Raw genomic sequence first — 20,455 nt, forward strand, 5'->3', positions numbered from 1 at the left:
TATAAATTTAAAACCCATAATGCCAGTAAATACTGGCATTATGTTCCCAATAAAAAATTTAACTTAGAATTATAGTGAAAACCCATTTTTATCATAATTAATTACGTTATTTCTATTAACGCTATATAAAATTTATAGCAAATGCTGAAGAAAAATTTCCCATTCCACAGCTGATTAAACTATATCCCATAACTATATTTCCTAAGAATAGTCATCTTATATTCACTGAAGACACTATTTTAAGCAAATATCTATACATAAAAAACGCTATTGCAGATTGGCAATAGCGTTATATTTGAGATGACAAGTTAATAAGTCTAAAGTCTCATCATTATTCTATGGGTCATCGAATTTATTTTTAGTAACTTACTCCGCCCATTTACCCATAGTGCATCTGTCATTACTGCCAAAGTCTCGCACTGTGGCGACATTCTCATAGCCCAGTTCAATAAGCTTAGCTCTGAGTTTCACAGCCTGCTCAAAACCATGTTCGAGCAGGATATAGCCGTTAGGCTTTAAGTAATCTCGGGCAGTGTTGGCAATATAATAAAGATCGGCAAAGCCTTCCTCGGCGGCGGTTAACGCGCTTTGGGGCTCGAAACGCACGTCACCTTGGTGTAAGTGTTCGTCAGCTTCATCAATATAGGGCGGATTTGAGACGATTAAATCAAAGTCCCGCGACTTTACGGCACTGAACCAGTCACTCTGGAGAATTTCGACCTGTGGCAGCTTTAAGTTCTCGCGGTTCGCGATAGCCAAAGCCACGGCATCATCGACTTTATCGACCGCGGTGATTTGCCATGACTCACGCTCAGACGCCAACGCCAGCGCAATTGCCCCAGTGCCAGTGCCTAAATCGAGCACTTTGGCGTAGGTGGAAAGCGGCATGTTCAAGGCGGTTTCGACCAAAATTTCAGTATCAGGACGCGGGATCAAAGTGGTGTCGTTGACGATAAAAGGCAACGACCAAAATTCGCGCTCACCGACAATATGTGCCACAGGTACGCCTTTTTGGCGTTTCTGTACCATTTGCTGGAAGCGTTTCCACTGTTCAACCGTTAGGGATTTTTCAGGCCAAGTATACAAATAGCTGCGGCTTTTATTGAGGCAATATAACAACAAAACCTCTGCATCCAGATGAGCGGATTCAGAGGTTGATGCTAACTGCACATAAGCCCATTGCAGGGCTTCGGCTATGCTAGATTGATCTGACAAAATTACCCCTGCTCGTCAGCCAGTGCGGCTAACTGATCGGCTTGATGCTCTTGCATCAGAGGCAATAAAATAGCATCGAGATCGCCTTCCATCACTTCGTTCAAGCGATATAAGGTCAAGTTGATGCGGTGTTCGCTCACGCGGCCCTGCGGGAAGTTATAAGTACGCACACGTTCGGAGCGATCGCCACTGGCAACCAGACTACGACGGGTCGATTCTTCGGCGCTACGGCGTTTTTCGTCTTCAACAGCTTGAATACGTGCGGCCAGTACACTCATGGCTTGGGCACGGTTCTTATGCTGCGAACGTTGATCTTGGCATTCCACCACGATCCCGGTAGGAATATGGGTGATTCGAATAGCTGAGTCAGTTTTGTTAACGTGCTGACCACCCGCACCTGATGAACGATAAGTATCGACTTTCAGATCGGCTGGATTGATTGAAATCGCTTCAGCTTCAGGCACTTCGTGGAGTACCACAACAGTAACCGCTGAAGTATGCACACGTCCTTGGGATTCGGTTTCTGGCACACGCTGTACACGGTGGCCGCCGGATTCAAACTTAAGTTTGCCGTATACGCCTTCACCGCTGACCTTCATGATCACTTCTTTAAAGCCACCATGTTCGCCTTCGTTACAGCTCATGATTTCGATCTGCCAGCGATTCGCTTCAGCATAACGGCTGTACATGCGGAATAAGTCACCGGCAAAAATAGCCGCTTCGTCACCGCCTGCACCAGCGCGGATCTCAACGAAGGCATTTTTATCGTCGTCAGGATCTTTTGGCAGTAATAGAATTTGCAATTCGTCTTCGAGCTGCTCGAGTTTGGCCTTAGCGGCCTTCATCTCTTCCTGCGCCATTTCACGCATTTCAGCATCGTCTTCTTCCAGCATTTCTTTGGCAGAATCGAGATCGGCCTGCGCTTGCTGATAAGCTTTAAAGCCAGCAACAACGTCTTCTAACTGGGCATATTCTTTCGATAACGCACGAAACCTGTCTTGATCGGAAATGACGCTAGCATCACCCAGCAAAGCCATGACTTCTTCATTGCGCTCGAGCAAGCCTTCCAGCTTGCGGATAACGGATTCCTTCATTTAACTCGCTAACCTTAGTTTTTATCTAATCCAAGCGCTGATCTTAACTGACCGAGAGTATTCAAATCGCCCTGACGACTCGCTGCCGTGAGGGCCTGTGTCGGTGCGTGGATAAGTTTGTTGGTCAGGCGATTGGCTAGTTCAATCAATACCTGCTCAGTGTCTGAGCCCTGAGCTAATTTATTCAAGGCGCGTTCCACTAACTCATCTTTTACCGCCATGCTCTGGCTGCGATACTCGCGAATACTGTCGACCGACTCTAAAGAACGGATCCAATCCATAAATAGGAAAGATTGTTCTTCAGTAATTACTTCAGCTTGCTCGGCGGCTTCTTTTCGAGAAGCCATATTCTGTTCAATAATGCTATGCAGGTCGTCCACTGTATACAGAAACGCGTCATCCAAATCGGCGACTTCCGGCTCAATATCCCGGGGAACTGCTATATCAACCAATAACATAGGTTGATGGCGACGCTGCTTTAGCGCTTTTTCGACCATGCCTTTACCTAAGATAGGCAGAGGGCTGGCGGTAGAGGATATCACGATATCGGCTTTTGGGAGATAATCTGGTATCTGCGCCAGTGTAATTGCTGTTGCGCCAAACTCCTCACACATGCCTTGGGCACGTTCTAACGTCCGATTTGCTACGACCATTGAAGCCACACCGTTGTCTTTAAGATGCTTCGCAACCAGTTCTATAGTTTCACCTGCGCCAATCAACAGTACTTTAGTGGTCGATATCGATGAGAAAATATGTTTCGCCATGCTTACCGCGGCAAATGCCACTGAAACTGCGGCGGCGCCAATTTCAGTGTCAGTGCGGACTTTCTTAGCGACTGAAAAAGTATTCTGAAAGAGTCTATCTATGGTTAGCGCAACCGTACCAGCCTCTTTGGCCTTAACGAACGCTTGCTTTACTTGACCGAGAATCTGCGGCTCACCAAGGATCAAAGAATCGAGCCCAGAGGCTACGCGCATCAAATGCCTGACGGCATCTTGACCATGATAGTTATAGAGACAAGGTGCTACATCCTCATGATCTAGGCCGTGATACTCTTCAAGCCACGCAATAATGTCGGCCTCATCGCCGTTGTTGCAATACAACTCAGTGCGATTACAGGTCGAGACAATAACGGCTTCACCCGAGCGTGTACGACTGGCCAGACTCTTCATAGCATCATGAATTTTGTCCGGAGAGAAGGCGACTTTCTCACGCAGGTCTACCGTGGCTGTTTTATGGTTAATACCGATTGCTACAAGGCTCATCTGACTCTTTCTAGATTCTTGGCGACTCTCTTAATAAGGGCATTCTACTGAATTGGCCCAACTAAAAACAGAATACGCTTAACAAAACCGAATAAAGGTCTAACTTCTTACCTAAATTTTCTATCAATAATAGGTAAGGCAAAATTTGTCCCAAGGGAGCAAATCTAAGTGACCGCCGATGGAAATTTTACGTTTGGCATTGGTATTCTTTCCAAGCCCTCGTATCATAAGGACTTTGGTATATCAGTCATAGATGAATAATTTGAAGCGCCTCACAAAAACCATTTTCTCTTGTTTTACCTTAAGCGCCCTACTCTTGCTGGCGGGGTGTGAAACCTTGCCGCCGATGACTGACTTAAGCCCAATCACAGTCAATGATGCGCGCCAAGCCAAAGCTTGGGAATTACAGGGAAAACTAGCGATAAAAACTCCCGACGATAAACTCAGTGCCAATATCTACTGGCGCCACAGTGAAGATCGCGATGAACTCACACTCACGACTATGCTAGGTACAACTGTGTTGACGCTTAATTCAACCTCGAACTCTGCCCATTTACATATCGATGGCAAAGATTTTCGCGACGATAATGCCCAGCGTTTACTCGAGCGCGTCAGCGGTTGGTCCATCCCCTTGGCCGATTTACCTTTGTGGATCACTGGTCAAGTTGGCCTGAATGATCAAGTACTTGAAAGCGATAGCCAAGGCAAACCTAAACAGCTCACGAACACTCAAACCCCACCGCCTTGGCAGGTCACATTTTTAAGTTGGCAATCCCAGAGCGGCGCCAACGTGCCCCATCAATTAAAGCTTGAGCGTGGTGACTTACAACTCAAACTACAATTGAATCAATGGCAAGCCCTCGGCAAGCCTGCAATCATACTCGAAGAGAAACCTTAGCATGCCCGCAGCAATTTCACGCCATTGGCCAGCACCAGCCAAGCTTAACTTATTCTTACACGTGAATGGTCGCCGCGCAGATGGTTATCATGAACTGCAAACCTTATTTCAGTTTATTGATTACTGTGACATGCTCGATTTTAAGGTCACTGAAACCGCAGAACTGATTTTGCACTCCAATATCTCTAATGTTGTCGCCGATAGCGATAACTTAATTCTGCGAGCCGCAAAATCATTACAACAAATCACAGGCTTTACTGGCGGCGCCGAAATCTGGTTGGATAAACGTCTACCCATGGGCGGAGGTTTAGGTGGCGGCTCGTCAGATGCTGCCACCACCTTAGTGGCACTGAACACGTTATGGAACACCCAATTATCGACCGAAGAACTGGCTAAAATCGGCCTTAAATTGGGTGCCGATATTCCTGTTTTTATTCATGGTTTCGCCGCTTTTGCCGAAGGTGTAGGTGAACGCTTGCAAGCGGTAAATCCGAGTGAGCCTTGGTACTTAATCATCGCACCCGATGCCCATGTTTCCACCGCTGAAGTATTCCAAGATCCACTTTTACCACGTGATACCCCGAAACTGGCCATAGATACCCTAATGAACCAACCTTGGGCAAATGATTGTCAAAAACTAGTCGTTTCTAAATACCCTCAAGTTGCCAAGGCATTAGGCTGGCTGCTAGAATATGCGCCGTCGAGAATGACAGGAACAGGCGCATGCGTGTTCGGGGAATTCACACAAAAGCAACAAGCTCTCGCAGCCTTGGCGAAATTACCGTCTGAAATGCAAGGATTTGTTGCACAAGGGATGAATCTTTCGCCGCTCATCACGCGACTCAGTCACCCTTAAACTACTTTCTTCTAGAGTAACCACTTAACGATAACGCCTCGGGTTCCTCCCGTCCCTACATCGTCGTTACTCTAGCCACTAAAATATAAAGCAAACGCCTGAGGTTCATACAGTGCCCGACATCAAGCTCTTTGCTGGGAACGCCACCCCCAGTCTCGCTAAAAAGATAGCCGATCGTCTATTTTGCAAACTCGGAGACGCAGTGGTTGGTCGTTTCAGCGATGGTGAAATCAGTGTCCAAATTAACGAAAATGTACGTGGAGCCGATGTGTTCATCATCCAATCCACTTGTGCGCCGACAAACGACAACCTGATGGAACTCATCGTGATGGTTGACGCGCTGCGCCGTGCATCTGCTGGCCGTATCACAGCTGTTATTCCTTACTTTGGTTATGCTCGTCAAGACCGTCGCGTTCGTAGCGCCCGTGTACCTATTACTGCAAAAGTGGTTGCCGATTTCCTGTCTAGCGTGGGTGTTGACCGCGTTCTGACCTGTGACCTGCACGCTGAGCAAATCCAAGGTTTCTTCGACGTTCCTGTTGATAACGTATTTGGTAGCCCAGTGCTGCTAGAAGATATGTTAGCGAAGAACTTAGATAATCCAGTCGTTGTTTCTCCAGACATCGGTGGTGTTGTTCGCGCTCGCGCAGTAGCAAAACTGTTGGATGATTCTGATTTAGCGATCATTGATAAACGTCGCCCACAAGCGAACGTTGCGCAAGTTATGCACATCATTGGTGATGTTCAAGGTCGTGACTGCATTATCGTTGACGATATGATCGACACAGGCGGCACTCTGTGTAAAGCGGCTGAAGCCTTAAAAGAACATGGTGCGAACCGCGTATTTGCTTACGCAACTCACCCAGTCTTCTCAGGCAAAGCGGCTGAAAATATCGCTAACTCAGTGATTGATGAAGTGATTGTGACTGACACTGTTCCTTTAAGCCCAGAAATGTTGAAAGTGGCTAAAGTGACTCAGTTAACTATGTCTGCGGTACTGGCAGAGGCAATTCGTCGCGTAAGCAACGAAGAGTCTATTTCTGCCATGTTCCGTCACTAATAGTTCTGTTACTGAACGTTCTGACTAATCTGAGTGGTTCCAATGCACAGCTTACTGTTTTAACGAATCACTAAGCTTGCAGAGCTAACCACTCAGACATAAAAACGCACTCCTCGGAGTGCGTTTTTGTTAGTGTATTTTTTAAGCCAGCTTCTGATCATCAGATGTAAACTGGCTTCTACACATTAGATTTTAAAATTACTCACCGCACGGAATAAGAACTCAGCCTGCGCCTTAAGCTCATCCGATGCGGACGCATTTGCATCTGCCGCATGGGATGACTCCTCAGCGATATCGCGGATCACCACCACGTTCTTGTTCACTTCAGCCGCCACCATACTTTGCTCTTCAATAGCCGCCGCAATTTGAGTGCTCATGTCCATAATATTACGCACGTCGTTATTGATAAGCTTCAATAAAGCGCCAGCACTTGCCGCTTGTTCAGCGCTTTCAACGCCTTGTTTTTGGCTAGATTCCATCAATTGCACAATCGATCGGGTACGCGTCTGCAGCGTTTGAATGATGTTAGCAATCTCTTGGGTTGACGATTGCGTCCGCATCGCTAAGTTACGCACTTCATCGGCAACCACAGCAAAACCACGGCCCTGCTCACCCGCACGCGCCGCTTCAATCGCGGCGTTCAAGGCTAAAAGGTTAGTCTGCTCAGCAATGCCGCGGATCACATCTAACACGCTACCGATAGTCTCGCTGTCACGTTCCAATTCATTAACGACCGCTGCAGAGCTATTCAACTGCTCAGCAAGTGACTGGATTTTATGTATCGTTTGCTCAACCTCTAATTGACCACTTTGGGCATTATCGTGGGTCTGACCCGCTTTTGATGCCGCTAATTCGGTTGTTTTAGCGATTTCCTCAATCGTTGCGCCCATCTCAGTGATTGCTGTTGCGACCATGTCGGTCTCATTAAGTTGTTGGCCCACACCTTCGGAGGCGAGCATGGCATTTTCTGAAACACGTTTACAGGAAGTGTTAATCGTTGCGACCGACTCAATCACTTGCTCAATCAGCTGTTGGAAGCTACTCACCATGCTATTGAAATGCTGTGCAATTTCACCAAGTTCGTCTTGGGTGGAGGCATCGCACCTCAATGTCAGATCTTTACTCACCTCGATGCGAGAAATGATCTGCGTGATACGCTCAACAGGCGCGATAATACTGCGGATAATCAAGTAGGTAATGATTGATAGTAGTAACGCAATAAAGATAAACACAGTAATACCGACATTAACACTACTACTCTCAGCATCATCAATGGCCTTAAGAGCCAAGTTTTTCAAGTCACTCGTACTGCTCTCAGTTTGCTGGTTTGCAGCTAAAACTCGCGCCATAGTACCGTCATTTTCGGTCAAACCAAGCTGCTGTTCCTTATTAATTAAGCTTTTGAAATCCTTTTGATATTGAGTAATAAGCTCTTCAATTTTTCGTTGAGTATCAATATCGATACTCGAGGCATGAAGCTTGTCATTAAACTTACTAATATTAGTATCGAAGGTTTCGACATAACTTAGCTCACGACGCAGCATAAAATCCTTTTCGTTACGCCTAAGTTGCAGCATTGCGGCTTCGAGTGCGGGCTGATCAAATTCCTTGAGTAGCGTTTCAACGTTATGCACCGCAGCTCGTAACGTACCGTACAAACCTGTTTTAGGTGTTAAGCCAATCTCTTGTTGTAGCTGCACCACTTCAGAAAAAGCGGCTTGATACTGATTTAAATTACGGTCAAAACTTTCAAGTGAGGCAGTCGATACCCCATATTCTTTAAAGACTTTCTCTAACTCAGGGACAATACTGTCGATTGCCATGTGGCTTTGCTTATGCAGCTCGACATATTTCAAATCCTTGCGAGCGAAAAAGTCCTTTTCATTTTTACGCAAAATTAAGACGTCGCGCTCTAAATCAAGCACACTTTGAGCCGCGTTAGAAAGTTCCGATTTCACCGAATTTGAATAGAGTTGTAATCCAAACATGGCAATTAGTGCCGAAATAGACACTGCAGCACTGAGTAACAACTTTGAGCGGATTAGCATAGAAAGTCCCCGAATATATAATCTATCTTAAAAAGATAGCTGGAAATTAAGCCTTTAACAGCGCAAACATAGCAATACATTAAAAGTTCACATCAAATACTTTGATAGCTTGTCGATTTAAGCTCCCATACTGTGAGTACCGCATTATTTTTAACTTAGTTCTTCAGGGTGATACCCTACCGTTACTACAAAGTATTTCGTTTTAATTACGTTAAATATACCGTCTCAAAGCAGATGTAAGTGTCATAATATCAATTGATATAAAATGAATTACTTCATTAGCTTAGCAGTACTTTTTCGGGCGAATTCTACTACAAATTACAAAAATGTTACGCTGGATAATTGATCTAAATAAAATATATTTTTTAAGGTTCCAAACCTTTTGTAGCGCCCACTGCGTCAAAACTACAACACTCAATCATTATGGCAGGAAATTACAGTGACAGCAGGGATCCTCCCACTCAATGGCTCAATGTCTGACTTTGAACTGGTCACCTTAGCGAGCCAAGGAGACAAAACTGCCTTCAAGTTGCTGTATCAAAGCCATTACCAACGTATTTACGCCCTATCACTGCGCCTTTGCGGCCATAGCGCTATGGCCGAAGAAATTACCCAAGAGTGTTTTATTTTAGTGTGGCAGAAGTTGCCACAATTTCGAGGTGAGAGTCAGTTTTCCACTTGGTTACACAGTATTTGTGTCAATCAAGCATTGAGCAGCATTCGTAAACAAAAGTCCTTTTGGTCACGATTTATTCCGCTGGAACATGAAACTGAGCCCTTAAGCTCTGATAGCAGCTATAGCGGATTAGATAAGTTAATTTTCAAACTGCCAGAACGCGCTCGCATGGTTTTCGTACTCTGTGCAATCGAAGGTTATCAACATGATGAAATCGCTGACTTACTTGGTATTGCCGTCGGCACCAGCAAGACCCAATACCATAGAGCTAAGCAACTACTACAGGAGATGCTGTAATGACGTTAACGCCGCTTTCCCGTGAACAACAGCTTGAGCAATTGATCAATAGCGCGCCCAAAGAGATGTCGCCTACACATGATCTGTGGCAAGGCATTGAAAAACGCATGGATAAAACGCTGATAGCCCAAACGTACAAATCCCAGAAGAGTCACGCTTGGGCGATAGCGGCTTCGTTTATTATTCTAGCGGCATTGGGATATACCCAATTGCCCTATTTCAACTCATTCATAATGCAGCAGACAGAGCTTGCCCAGAACCAAGCTATGCCAGAGCAACCAGGGGATGCGGCCTTACATTTATTACTAACCCAAATTGCAACATCACACCAAGCGCAAGTGGACAACCTAGAACAGGCGCCAAATGCGCTAATGTGGCAAACGAGCAGCTTCAGCGCACCCGTTGAGCAAGGTTTAACTGAGCTAAGGCTCGCGGCAACACAGATTTACCAAGCTTTACAAGCGAATCCAACCGATAAACAACTTTGGCAACTGTGGCTTTGGGTGCAGCAGCGTGAGCTCGACCTATTACAACAGGGCCAAAAATTACCCATTAGAAACTCGACACAAGGAAACACCCTATGAGTAACCGCAATCTCACTAAAGCTAGCCTATTGGTTTCGACACTCTGTTTAGGCTTAATGGGCAATGTGTTAGCAGCACAAAGCGTTGATAAACAGTTAAGTGTCAGCAGCGACACTCAACTGCAGATCAAAGTCCAACGCGGTGATGTGACCATTCAAACATGGGACAAGAGTGAAGTGAGTGTCACTGGCACATTAGATGAATTGAGCGAAGGCTTTGTGTTTGAGCAACAGGGAAATAATCTCAATATCGAAGACAAGATGCCTCGCCACTATAATGGCAATAATGACAAAGGATCACAGCTCACCATTAAAGTCCCAAAGACGGTTAAACTCAGTGCAGATACCATCTCTGCCAATCTGCAAGTTGCCGAAACTCAAGGTGAACTAGATTTGAATACGGTAAGCGGCAATATCAACGCCAACAACTTAAGTGGTAAACCTGAGTTACATACAGTCTCTGGCGATATCACGACCAAAGCACTTGATGGAAAAATCAAATTAGAAACCGTATCCGGCACGATTCAGGACACTGACAGTAAAGGAGAAATGAATTATCGCCTCGTTAGCGGTGACTTAAAAAGCCACACTCAAGCAGAAAAAGTCACGATTGAACAAGTCTCAGGTGAAGTGAATGCTAACTTTAGCGTCACCAAGGAAATCGAGCTCAGAACCGTCAGCGGAGATTCACAAGTGTCACTCGCTAAAAACTTCAACAAAGCAAATTTTGAAAGTGTGAGTGGCGATATTACCGTGATCTTTAATGATGTTCCCGATGCAAGCTTCAACTTAGATGGGGGTCCTGGTGGAAAAATCAACAACGGTTTAACCCAAGATGTACCGCAAAAACAAAAATATGTACCAAGCACAGAGTTATCATTCCAAACAGGCTCTGGCGCTGCCAACGTGAAGATGAATACCATCAGCGGTAATCTGATTTTAAAGAAACAGTAATAAAAGCTATTTAGCACAAATAAAAATGCCGCCAAAGCAAAACTCGGGCGGCATTTTTTATATCAAACTCGTTAGACTGAAGCTATCTCTTCAGCCGTCAAATATCGCCATTCACCCAGTGCTAAGGTGGGGTCTAATTCAATTTGCCCTACACTTTCACGATGCAATCCTTGCACATGATTGCCCACAGCGGCAAACATACGCTTCACTTGATGATACTTACCTTCGGTGATGGTTAATCGCACTAATTGTGGATCAATAATCTCCAGTAACGCCGGCTTAGTTAGACCATCTTCACCGCGCAATTCAACGCCAGCGGCAAATACCGCAATCAAACTAGCATCCACAGGCTCAGCGAGTTGCACTAAATAGCGTTTGCCACATTCTTTCTTCGGTGAGGTGATCTTATGCGACCATTGGCCATCACTGGTAATCAACACGAGACCTGTAGTATCGGCATCTAAACGACCAGCAATGTGCAAAGTTTCTGGCTTAGGCACATCCACTAAGCTCAATACCGAAGGGTAGGTTTCATCTATCGTCGAGCAAATAGTGTCTACCGGTTTGTTAAGCATTAAATAACGCTCGCCCACTAAGACAATCGGCTCGCCTTCAAGGCAAACACACATACCTTCAGTCACTTTAAAACCCGAGTCTTTAACGACTAAGCCATCACAAGTAATATCACCGCGGTGCAGGGCTTTTTTCGCTAATGAGCGAGTCAGCGAGGTACTCTCACAGATAAATTTGTCTAAACGCACGTTAATACTCAACTTCAATAAAGAAAACTGCCGTATTATGAAGCCGACCAGTTCAAAGGGCAAAGAATTGCTGCTCAACGTGAGCTGTGTTTCTATTTAGCCCTTACGCATTGACAGCAATCACCATAGGGAAAGATGCTATGACTGAATTCCAAAAGATGATCACAGGCCAAGAATATGATTGTCTTGACAGCGAACTCTTAAGTTTAAGAGCACAACAGCAGCGACTGAATCGACAATTAAATCAAACGATTGCTCAAAATAGCACTGAGTACACACAACTCTGCCAACAACTTCTGCCCCTTAAATCGCCAGTCGCAACTATCTCCACGCCGATTTTTATCAGTTATGGCATCAATCTTACTCTTGCTGACAGAGTGTTCATTAATGTGAATGTCACCTTGCAGGATAATGCCCCCATTTTTATTGATGAACAGACTATGATTGGCCCCAATGTACAGTTTTATACCTCAAGTCACCCACTTGATGCCGAGCTACGTTGCTCAGGTTTGGAAACCGCTAAAGCGATTCACATCGGTAAACGGGTATGGATTGGCGGCGGCGCAATCATAATGCCAGGAATCAATATTGGTGATGATGCCGTCATCGGTGCTGGCGCCGTAGTGACTAAAAATGTCGCAGCCAAAACAGTGGTTGCAGGTAACCCTGCAAAACTAATTAGGCAACTGAATTAACCCTATTTTAAAATGATAAATCGAAGTGCTCGCTTACCTGAAAAGGCCTGCATACGGTAACTTTGCAGCTACTGACTTAAATATGCTAACTGGTAACCTTTAGTTACATATCACTCAAGATAAATCCACGATAAACACTGTAATGACCTTGTTTCGATTCCTAGTAAGGCATTAACATAGTTCATTGCGCCTGAAGCAATCCCATTTTGCCAAAATAACAGCCCCAATAATGGGCACAATAATAAACTCGAAGGAAACAACATGAGAAAAGTACTCATTGGGGGACTGTGTGCCTCACTTATCGCAGGCCTGACTGCCTGTAATGACAAGGCTGCCGAAGTTAAAGCACCTGAAACTGCTAAAACAGCCACCGCAGCGGCAGTGACTCAAGCACTAGGTTCTGGAATTGAATTTGCTAATTTTGATAAAGCGATTCGTCCACAAGACGATTTCTATAAATACGTTAACGGCACTTGGCTAAAAAACACTGAGATCCCAGCCGATCGCACTAGCATTGGCGCTTTCTACGATTTACGTGAAAAATCACGTGACGACGTAAAAGCCATTATCGAAGAAGTGGCTGCAACACCCAATCTCGCCGCTGGTACAGACGAGCAAAAAGTGGCCGATTTATATCGTTCATTTATGGATACTGAGACACTCAATAAACTGGGAGTCACACCAATCCAAGGCGAATTTGATGCTATTAATGCCTTAAAAGATAAGAAGGAATTAGTGAAGTACTTCGCCCACAGCCAAATCGCTGGCGCGGGTACCCCAATAGCATTTTATATCGATATCGATGCGAAAAACTCTAGCCGTTACGCAACGCATCTCTATCAATATGGCCTAAGCCTGCCAGAGAAAGACTACTACTTTAACGAATCAGAACGCTTCGTTAATATCCGTAAGGCATATGTCTCCCATATCGAAAAAATGTTTACCCTTGCGGGTCTTGCTAACCCTAAAGCCAGTGCTGAAGCTATTTTAGCCTTAGAAACGGCGATTGCTGCCAAGCACTGGGATGTGGTTGAAAACCGCGACAGCACTAAGACCTACAATCTATATCAAGTCAAAGATCTGCCAACACTGGCACCGGATATCGATTGGGCAGGCTACTTAGCCGCTCTTGGCGCTGACAAGCAAACCGATATCATAGTTAACCAACCTAGCTATATCCAAGGGTTAAACGAAGTTTTAAAAACGACTGAGTTAGCCACTTGGAAAACCTATATGCAATGGCAAGTGCTGACGCACGCGGCGAGCAATCTAAGTGAAGCGTTAGACAATGAAAACTTCGCTTTCTTCTCTAAAACCTTAAATGGTCAAGAAGAACAAGAACCTCGTTGGAAGCGTGGCGTTGCAGCCGTCAATGGCGTTCTTGGTGAAGTTGTGGGTAAAGTGTATGTCAAACGTCACTTCACTCCAGAAGCCAAAGACCGTATGCAAGCACTGGTTGAAAACCTGCGTGGTGCTTACGGCGACAGCATCAAAGAATTAACTTGGATGAGCGACAGCACTAAAGTGGCTGCTGCGGATAAATTAGCAAAATTCAACCCGAAAATCGGTTACCCGAACAAATGGGAAGATTACAGTAAGCTGACCATCAAGGCAGACGACTTAGTCGGTAACGCTATGCGTGCCAGCGAAGTTGAACATGCTAAATCATTAGCCAAACTGGGCGCGCCAATCGATAAAGACGAATGGCACATGACGCCACAAACGGTTAACGCTTACTACAACCCAACCATGAATGAAATCGTGTTTCCTGCTGCAATTCTGCAACCACCCTTCTTCAATTTGGCGGCTGACGATGCAGTCAACTACGGTGGTATTGGTGCGGTAATCGGCCACGAAATGGGCCACGGTTTTGACGACCAAGGCGCTAAATTCGATGGCGAAGGCAACATGCGTGATTGGTGGACAGAGCAAGACTTGAAAGAGTTCTCTGCTCGCGGCAAAGCACTAATCGCACAGTACGATGGTTATGCAGTGTTTGATGATCTGCATGTCAACGGCAGCTTAACCTTAGGCGAGAACATTGGTGACTTGTCAGGTGTGACTATCGCTTATCGTGCTTATAAGAAATCGCTTAACGGTAAAGATGCACCCGTTATCGATGGCTTAACGGGCGATCAACGTTTCTTCATAGGCTTCACGCAAATTTGGCGCGCAAAAGCCAAAGAAGAAGCCATGCGTAACCGCGTAGCGACCGATCCACACTCACCTGCGGAATTCCGCGCACTGGGTGCACTATCTAACATGCCTGAGTTCTACACTACATATGATGTAAAACCTGGCGATGCCATGTATATCGCACCAGAGAAACGCGTAAAAATTTGGTAAGCCAAATTTAAATCACTGTTCAGCGGCATAAGCTGACCAACAATGGCGCTCACTGTTACAGGTGGCGCCATTTTTATTTCCTTAAACCACTGAGCCCCATGCGCAAGATGAACAAGTCTTCATGGTTGGTTCAGCTTTAATTAAGCAATAGAAGCCTATGGTGGATGCGTGACCTGAATAACTCACCCATAAGGAAGTAGGCCGCATGACTAAGTTATTTCGTACCTTTTTTATTTTTCTACTCTTATTATCGAGCCGCGCTGGTGTAGCAAATCCTCTCGACATCAGTGACAGTAAAGCAGAACGTGGTAATTACAGTGCAAAACAGGCATCAAGCCATGACCTACAAGGTCTATATGCACTCAGCAGTCAGACCTTCGATGCGCCTCATCAATCCTCGAATGACTTATCCGTGCTCCATCACCAAGCCTATGATGCACAAGCTGAGCTCGCTCAATTACTCACCAAGATTGCCCATTATTCACAGGCACAAGTGATTGTTCCGCCAGTAAAGAGTTACCAAAGAGCAGCCGATAAAGTGGCCACAAAATTTAACGGTGATGCCAGCCAAATTACCGACCTTGCAAGGGCAAGTATTGTGACCGACAGCATTCAAGATCTGATGCAGGCCTACCAAACTTTGAATGAGCACACCCAAGTTGTGAAACAAAAAAACCGCTTTGCCGAACCTAAAGCCTCCGGCTATCGCGATCTCAATCTACTGGTACGCTTACCCCAATCAGGCATGATTGCTGAAGTGCAGTTACACCTACAGGATATCGCTGATATCAAAAATGGTCCTGAACACAAGGTATATGAAAAAGTACAAAGGATTGAGGCCAATGCTCGTAAACAACAACGTTCACTAAGTGAGTTTGAACTCGCGCAGATTGCCCAATTACGTCAAGAATCACATAAGTTGTACCACAAGGCATGGCTTAACTATAAACGGGTTGATGAAGCCAGTTTATTAAGAGCCTCAGTCGCTTAACTAAAAAGCTTCCACTCTTGCGCTGGTTATCTGTAAAGGTGCCAGCGCCTTTTTTTATATTTTACAGTGCCTGAAAAAACATATTAAAAATAAGCTGAAAAATGCACTCTCTCGCATCGAACGTCTTTTTAAGTATATAATCCCGCGCCATAGCCCTATCAGCAGGAAATGCCATGCACGACATTATTGAGCAACTCCAAGAACGCAGCGAAACTGTTCCTGTACCACTCGAATTACCCACATTTGAGCAGCTCGTCGAAGTCGAAGAGCAAATCCTGATTTCATTGCCAAGGGAGCTAAAAGAATACCTGCTGTATGCCAGTGATGTGATTTACGGCACGATAGAGCCAGTAACAGCATCGGATCCCTACTCGCACACCTACCTGCCCGAAGTGACTTGCTATGCGTGGTCCATCGGTATGCCAAGGGACATGATTGCCATTTGTCAGCAAGGTGATGCTTTTTACTGTATCGACCAAGATGGTCAAGTACATTTCTGGAAAAACGGCGACTTTACCGATATCTATTGGGAGTCGTTTTGGGAATGGGTTGAAGAAATCTGGTTAAAGATCAAATACTAATTTTACTTTTATTGCATTGAGAACACGATTATGTCTAAGAACATTGGCTTGAATGCCATCGAAATGAGCTACTTACGCCAGTCACTCAGCTTAAGCGCGGCTCAAGTTGGTGCTCTGACTAACCATAGCGAAGCCGATGTACTCGCCTGGGAAAGCGGTGAACAACTGGCACCTGATCTGGCGCAAAAGAAACTGCTTGATATTGATGACATCATTGAGATGCAAGTGCTCAACACCTGCGATGGTATCGAAGAACTATTTAAGAAAGAACCTAAGCGTCACTTAGCCTTCGTGGTCTACCCCACTCAAGCGGTTTACACACAATACAACCCCGAATTCTTAAGTTCACTGCCTTTTACTGAGCTGTACAACACGGCAGCTTGGCGCATTAAGAAAGAGTGCAAACTGGTCCTAGAAGTCGACGTCAGCCTAGTGGCTCTCGACGTGGAGGCCTACAAAGCCTTCCGTGAACCGACCAAAATGAGTGAAAGCCGCGAAAGTCGCGCAAAGTGGGCAGCGACTCAGTTATAAACTCAACCGTCACAAGTTTTAACCCTATAAAAATAAAGGCCAATATCATTATTGGCCTTTTTTATTAGAGATCACACCACCCATCATAAATGACGCACCATTCCGAATGAAATGACGCTAAGCGGTAGTTAGAAGTTCATCGTGAATTTAGTGTAAATGTAGCGGCCCATAGGATTATGTACTGAAATAACATAGCCGTAGAGATCCGTATCACCGTCACCGATAGCAAATGGTGGCTCTTCATCAAATACGTTGTTCACGCCTAGTGTCAGCTTGAACATTTCATTGAAGCGATAAGTACCAGACATGTCGACCAATAATTGAGAGTCGATCATACGAGACTTATTACTTTCAAAATCAAGTACACCATCGAAATTGAGATCTGGGGTATCTTCAAATTCACCGATGTAACTCAAATTAATATTGGCGGCAAAATTATCCATAGTCCAGTTAGTGGTGAGTAACCAGCGATGTTGAGGAAACTTATACTCCCCCGTGTAATCCAGACCATCTTTCTCAAAATTATGTAAGTAGCTGTACTCTAAGCCAAACTTCAAATCCCCATAGCTATCTAACTCAAAACCATAATGACTAGAGACATCCATCCCTTGTACATCTTGAGAGCTTAAGTTGATAAAGCTTGAATGGATAATACTGATCGGTCCTAAAGTTTGACCTAGCTGTGGCGCTAAGCGCTCGCACACAGTGCTATTTTGATCGTTACAATTTGCAGTATAGATATCGCCTAATGGCTGTTTATCAATTTTGTTGTCTTGCGTGATGCTAAAGATATCAAAACCCACATCAAACGTCTGACTCGGCGCCCAGATCATACCGACGTTCCAAGTTTCGGATTCTTCAGCATCCAGCTCAGAGTTACCTTCAAATTCAGTGTTGTAATCTAAGGCTTCACAATCAACATTATCGGCAGCGCAACGGTAAGTATCGACAAAGAAACTACTTTCGCGAGATGGACCAAGACCTATCTGCGCTAACGAGGGTGCACGGAAGCCTGTTGACCAAGACGCACGCGCCGTTAACTCGTCGGTCACTCCCCATTGAAAGGCAACTTTAGGGTTAGTCGTTGAACCAAAATCGCTGTAATGATCATATCGACCAGCGAGTTGCAACTCGAAGTTATCCGTGACTGGAATAGATAATTCCATATAAGCGGCATATTGCTCACGGGATGCTGCCGCAGAGACAGCTTCAGTACCAAAAATCAATCCACGTTGGAATTGCTCATCGGGCACATCACTGACATCTTCTTCGCGATATTCAGCTCCCGCCGCCATCATAATGTCGCGACCAGCCAAGGTAAATGCTTGACCAGATATGTTAGCCGCATAAGATGTCATGTTTGACAAACCTTGGCGTACTAAACTGGTGGTAATAGCGTCAATGACCTCTTGTGAGTTCATCGTGCCGCCGAAAGGATTGTAACGACCCGCATCAATTTCACGTTGCAAATAATCTGTTCTTACCCAGCCTTGGCTGCGATCACCCGTTTGAGTCGACTCACTGCGACCTTTTTGAACAGAAGCTTCCCAATCCCACTCTTTTACTACACCACGTAAACCAGCAACTAAACGTAAACTATCAGATTCAATATCCCAACGTCGCGCCCCCGCATCAACCGTACGGAAGCGACCAATTTCAATATCTTTCCCCCAAGGATTATTCGGGTGAGATCCAGGTACAGTTAAACCAGCATCCTCGTCAAGTGGTGTCGGTGCTCCACCTGCGATTGAGGTATTGTGCTGCGCCGCTAACTCTAAAAATGCTGTTAAATCATCATTAAAATGATAGTCAAATTGGCCAATAGCCCCTACGCGCTCCGCAGCCGGCGCAACAAAATTGTATGAGCCGTACTCAAATAAACAACTTCCACTCGCGGTTGCACTATCAGCAGGACAAGCAGGATCGATAGTTTTAACACCATCAACATAGAAATACCCAGGAAAACCACGGGAAGAACGAAAATCTTCACCACCATAAGGTGATTGATTTGAAACACCAAAACGTCCTAAATCAGTCGCAGCTAAAGTATCATTTTTGAAATAGTCGAGGATAACGGAAGCACTGCCCTTATCGGACTTCATCCCCCACACCATATTCGCTGTCGTTTCATCGTAGCCAGTGCCTGAAGCATCACCGTAGCCAAGATTGACCTCAATGCCTTCAATATCTTTTTTCAGAACAATGTTAACCACACCCGCGATCGCATCAGAACCATAAATAGCCGATGCACCGTCCTTCAGTATGTCGATACGTTCAATAGCTGATACCGGAATATTATTGATATCAACAAAGGAATTAGTGATACCTTCGGCAAAAGCACTCGCCGCAACACGACGACCGTTAATTAACACTAAGGTCGCGTCTGGGCCTAAACCACGTAGGCTGATAGATGCGCCGCCGTTGGCGGTTGAATCTTGGCTGTTTCCTCGGGTAGAAAACGCGCCAGCACCATTGGCAGGCATGCGTTCAAGTAATTGCTGCAGGTTATCAAATCCCATATTGGCAATATCGTCTTTACTGATCGATTGAATAGGGGAAGGGCCTTCAATATCGGTACGTTTAATACGGGAACCCGTTACTTCAATACGTTCAACTTTTTCTGCACCTTTATCGGCAGCATGGGCCACTGTTGGCGCATATGCCATAGCAATTGCGATTGCACAAGCACTGGGTAGAATCTGAGGTCTGTTCATACATTTCCCTTGTTTTATTTATCTCATTAAAATTATTTTAACAATAAGAAAACCCTAAATTAACAATACACAAGGTAATGAGTTACAAACCAAAGTCAATGGCAGAGAAATAAAAGTTAAGCTTTTGTTACATTTGAGGCAGTGTATTTTCCTCATACGAGAATCAAAGAAGGTCTAAGCACTAAAAATTCAACCTACAAGACAAGTCGCAGTATTTGAATATCAGAATTAAAGGAAGAAATATGGAAGACAAGATTATTTATCAAGCAGAGTTTGAAACCCATTTAGGTTGGTATTGGTTGCTTTCAGGCGCCGCCTATTTCAGCCTAAGCATAATAGGTATTCCCTTGTTATTACTTTGGTTTCCAATCGGGCTCTGGGGGACTCGCCGCTATATTCGCAATATGAGTGCCGAGCTCACCAGCAATAAACTTATTGTCAGGAGGGGCATATTAACTCGTACTGAAAACACAGTGCCTTTGGACAAAATTACCGATATGGCATTGATCCAAGGCCCAATTATGCGCCTATTTGGTCTGCATAAACTCACGGTAGAAACCGCAGGGCAATCGGGCGCAGGCGCATTGATAAGCTTAGTCGGCATAGTCGATGCGCCTCGATTTAGAGCCCGCGTATTAGAACAAAAAGAACGGCTTACCCAACCCTTGCACCCAACAATCCCATCGGCACAGCCAGATAATACGCTATTACAAATCGTAGTCGAAATGGCTGCAAGCTTAAAACGCATTGAAACTTTACTCAGCCAAAAATTAAACAGATAAATTGAATAAAACGACTTTTAGTTCAATCACTTTACCTTTAATGTTGAGCCACTCACTTAGCGTTAGCGCGGCTTTAGCATGAGGGCTTATTCGATTCCCCAGATTAAT

Annotated in this window: 18 protein-coding genes; 12 read left to right on the top strand and 6 right to left on the bottom strand. The window is 45.0% G+C overall.

The window, feature by feature from the left end:
* Positions 1-366 precede the first annotated feature (366 nt).
* Genes prmC through hemA form a run of 3 tightly spaced genes read right to left on the bottom strand, consistent with a single transcriptional unit; the run spans position 367 to position 3,574 of the window.
* On the bottom strand, positions 367-1,215 hold the full coding sequence (gene prmC, locus L5M51_RS03800) for a peptide chain release factor N(5)-glutamine methyltransferase (protein WP_113939044.1): 849 nt from the start codon (positions 1,213-1,215) through the stop codon (positions 367-369).
* 2 nt (positions 1,216-1,217) lie between these two features.
* Positions 1,218-2,309 (bottom strand): peptide chain release factor 1, encoded by a 1,092-nt coding sequence (gene prfA, locus L5M51_RS03805; protein ID WP_113939045.1) that lies wholly within the window; start codon positions 2,307-2,309, stop codon positions 1,218-1,220.
* Positions 2,310-2,323: 14 nt separating this feature from the next.
* Entirely contained in the window at positions 2,324-3,574 is a 1,251-nt protein-coding gene (gene hemA, locus L5M51_RS03810) for a glutamyl-tRNA reductase (protein WP_028761678.1), read from the bottom strand.
* Between the two features lie 253 nt (positions 3,575-3,827).
* Between hemA and lolB the strand changes: the two genes are divergently transcribed.
* From lolB to L5M51_RS03825, 3 genes are all read left to right on the top strand, one after another.
* A complete protein-coding gene (gene lolB, locus L5M51_RS03815) occupies positions 3,828-4,472 on the top strand; it encodes a lipoprotein insertase outer membrane protein LolB (RefSeq protein WP_173242897.1) in 645 nt (214 codons plus the stop codon).
* Between the two features lies 1 nt (position 4,473).
* Positions 4,474-5,328 (top strand): 4-(cytidine 5'-diphospho)-2-C-methyl-D-erythritol kinase, encoded by an 855-nt coding sequence (ispE, locus tag L5M51_RS03820; RefSeq protein ID WP_173242894.1) that lies wholly within the window; start codon positions 4,474-4,476, stop codon positions 5,326-5,328.
* A gap of 112 nt (positions 5,329-5,440) precedes the next feature.
* Complete coding sequence (locus L5M51_RS03825; protein ID WP_006080255.1) at positions 5,441-6,388, top strand: ribose-phosphate pyrophosphokinase; 948 nt, start codon at positions 5,441-5,443, stop codon at positions 6,386-6,388.
* 185 nt (positions 6,389-6,573) lie between these two features.
* Here the strand turns inward: L5M51_RS03825 and L5M51_RS03830 are convergent, their stop codons facing one another.
* The gene (locus tag L5M51_RS03830; protein ID WP_173496755.1) at positions 6,574-8,436 is read right to left on the bottom strand and encodes a methyl-accepting chemotaxis protein; all 1,863 of its coding nucleotides are present in this window, start codon (positions 8,434-8,436) and stop codon (positions 6,574-6,576) included.
* Between the two features lie 439 nt (positions 8,437-8,875).
* Here L5M51_RS03830 and L5M51_RS03835 point away from each other — a divergent pair, with 439 nt between their 5' ends.
* Genes L5M51_RS03835 through L5M51_RS03845 form a run of 3 tightly spaced genes read left to right on the top strand, consistent with a single transcriptional unit; the run spans position 8,876 to position 10,946 of the window.
* On the top strand, positions 8,876-9,409 hold the full coding sequence (locus L5M51_RS03835) for an RNA polymerase sigma factor (RefSeq protein WP_105250152.1): 534 nt from the start codon (positions 8,876-8,878) through the stop codon (positions 9,407-9,409).
* Positions 9,409-9,993: an anti-sigma factor gene (locus L5M51_RS03840; protein WP_105250153.1), complete on the top strand. Its 585-nt coding sequence runs from the start codon at positions 9,409-9,411 to the stop codon at positions 9,991-9,993. Before L5M51_RS03835 ends, L5M51_RS03840 begins: the two co-directional genes overlap by 1 nt.
* The gene (locus L5M51_RS03845) at positions 9,990-10,946 is read left to right on the top strand and encodes a DUF4097 family beta strand repeat-containing protein (RefSeq protein WP_263171672.1); all 957 of its coding nucleotides are present in this window, start codon (positions 9,990-9,992) and stop codon (positions 10,944-10,946) included. Before L5M51_RS03840 ends, L5M51_RS03845 begins: the two co-directional genes overlap by 4 nt.
* Before the next feature lie 71 nt (positions 10,947-11,017).
* Here L5M51_RS03845 and rsuA read toward each other — a convergent pair whose 3' ends face one another.
* The gene (gene rsuA / locus L5M51_RS03850; RefSeq protein ID WP_263171674.1) at positions 11,018-11,770 is read right to left on the bottom strand and encodes a 16S rRNA pseudouridine(516) synthase RsuA; all 753 of its coding nucleotides are present in this window, start codon (positions 11,768-11,770) and stop codon (positions 11,018-11,020) included.
* 77 nt (positions 11,771-11,847) lie between these two features.
* Between rsuA and L5M51_RS03855 the strand changes: the two genes are divergently transcribed.
* From L5M51_RS03855 to L5M51_RS03875, 5 genes are all read left to right on the top strand, one after another.
* Positions 11,848-12,402 (top strand): sugar O-acetyltransferase, encoded by a 555-nt coding sequence (locus L5M51_RS03855; RefSeq protein ID WP_263171678.1) that lies wholly within the window; start codon positions 11,848-11,850, stop codon positions 12,400-12,402.
* 261 nt (positions 12,403-12,663) lie between these two features.
* The gene (locus L5M51_RS03860) at positions 12,664-14,748 is read left to right on the top strand and encodes a M13 family metallopeptidase (protein ID WP_263171681.1); all 2,085 of its coding nucleotides are present in this window, start codon (positions 12,664-12,666) and stop codon (positions 14,746-14,748) included.
* Positions 14,749-14,953: 205 nt separating this feature from the next.
* The gene (locus L5M51_RS03865) at positions 14,954-15,739 is read left to right on the top strand and encodes a RelA/SpoT domain-containing protein (protein ID WP_263171684.1); all 786 of its coding nucleotides are present in this window, start codon (positions 14,954-14,956) and stop codon (positions 15,737-15,739) included.
* 173 nt (positions 15,740-15,912) lie between these two features.
* Complete coding sequence (locus tag L5M51_RS03870) at positions 15,913-16,320, top strand: SMI1/KNR4 family protein (protein ID WP_113939053.1); 408 nt, start codon at positions 15,913-15,915, stop codon at positions 16,318-16,320.
* A 30-nt stretch (positions 16,321-16,350) separates the two neighbouring features.
* The gene (locus tag L5M51_RS03875; protein ID WP_168824748.1) at positions 16,351-16,851 is read left to right on the top strand and encodes a DUF4447 family protein; all 501 of its coding nucleotides are present in this window, start codon (positions 16,351-16,353) and stop codon (positions 16,849-16,851) included.
* 128 nt (positions 16,852-16,979) lie between these two features.
* Here L5M51_RS03875 and L5M51_RS03880 read toward each other — a convergent pair whose 3' ends face one another.
* Complete coding sequence (locus L5M51_RS03880) at positions 16,980-19,565, bottom strand: TonB-dependent receptor (RefSeq protein ID WP_263171686.1); 2,586 nt, start codon at positions 19,563-19,565, stop codon at positions 16,980-16,982.
* A 242-nt stretch (positions 19,566-19,807) separates the two neighbouring features.
* Here L5M51_RS03880 and L5M51_RS03885 point away from each other — a divergent pair, with 242 nt between their 5' ends.
* Positions 19,808-20,347 carry a PH domain-containing protein gene (locus tag L5M51_RS03885; RefSeq protein WP_263171687.1) on the top strand — a complete coding sequence of 180 codons (540 nt, stop codon included), beginning with the start codon at positions 19,808-19,810 and terminating at the stop codon, positions 20,345-20,347.
* Positions 20,348-20,455: the final 108 nt, after the last annotated feature.

The organism is Shewanella sp. SM73, assembly GCF_025653795.1.
GTDB classification, from domain to species: Bacteria; Pseudomonadota; Gammaproteobacteria; order Enterobacterales; family Shewanellaceae; genus Shewanella; species Shewanella oncorhynchi.

Coding starts and splice junctions, on each gene's coding strand:
- prfA (WP_113939045.1), bottom strand. CDS start 2,309: ATGAAGGAATCCGTTATCCGCAAGCTGGAAGGCTTGCTCGAGCGCAAT.
- hemA (WP_028761678.1), bottom strand. CDS start 3,574: ATGAGCCTTGTAGCAATCGGTATTAACCATAAAACAGCCACGGTAGAC.
- lolB (WP_173242897.1), top strand. CDS start 3,828: ATGAATAATTTGAAGCGCCTCACAAAAACCATTTTCTCTTGTTTTACC.
- ispE (WP_173242894.1), top strand. CDS start 4,474: ATGCCCGCAGCAATTTCACGCCATTGGCCAGCACCAGCCAAGCTTAAC.
- L5M51_RS03830 (WP_173496755.1), bottom strand. CDS start 8,436: ATGCTAATCCGCTCAAAGTTGTTACTCAGTGCTGCAGTGTCTATTTCG.
- L5M51_RS03840 (WP_105250153.1), top strand. CDS start 9,409: ATGACGTTAACGCCGCTTTCCCGTGAACAACAGCTTGAGCAATTGATC.
- L5M51_RS03845 (WP_263171672.1), top strand. CDS start 9,990: ATGAGTAACCGCAATCTCACTAAAGCTAGCCTATTGGTTTCGACACTC.
- L5M51_RS03855 (WP_263171678.1), top strand. CDS start 11,848: ATGACTGAATTCCAAAAGATGATCACAGGCCAAGAATATGATTGTCTT.
- L5M51_RS03860 (WP_263171681.1), top strand. CDS start 12,664: ATGAGAAAAGTACTCATTGGGGGACTGTGTGCCTCACTTATCGCAGGC.
- L5M51_RS03865 (WP_263171684.1), top strand. CDS start 14,954: ATGACTAAGTTATTTCGTACCTTTTTTATTTTTCTACTCTTATTATCG.
- L5M51_RS03870 (WP_113939053.1), top strand. CDS start 15,913: ATGCACGACATTATTGAGCAACTCCAAGAACGCAGCGAAACTGTTCCT.
- L5M51_RS03875 (WP_168824748.1), top strand. CDS start 16,351: ATGTCTAAGAACATTGGCTTGAATGCCATCGAAATGAGCTACTTACGC.
- L5M51_RS03880 (WP_263171686.1), bottom strand. CDS start 19,565: ATGAACAGACCTCAGATTCTACCCAGTGCTTGTGCAATCGCAATTGCT.
- L5M51_RS03885 (WP_263171687.1), top strand. CDS start 19,808: ATGGAAGACAAGATTATTTATCAAGCAGAGTTTGAAACCCATTTAGGT.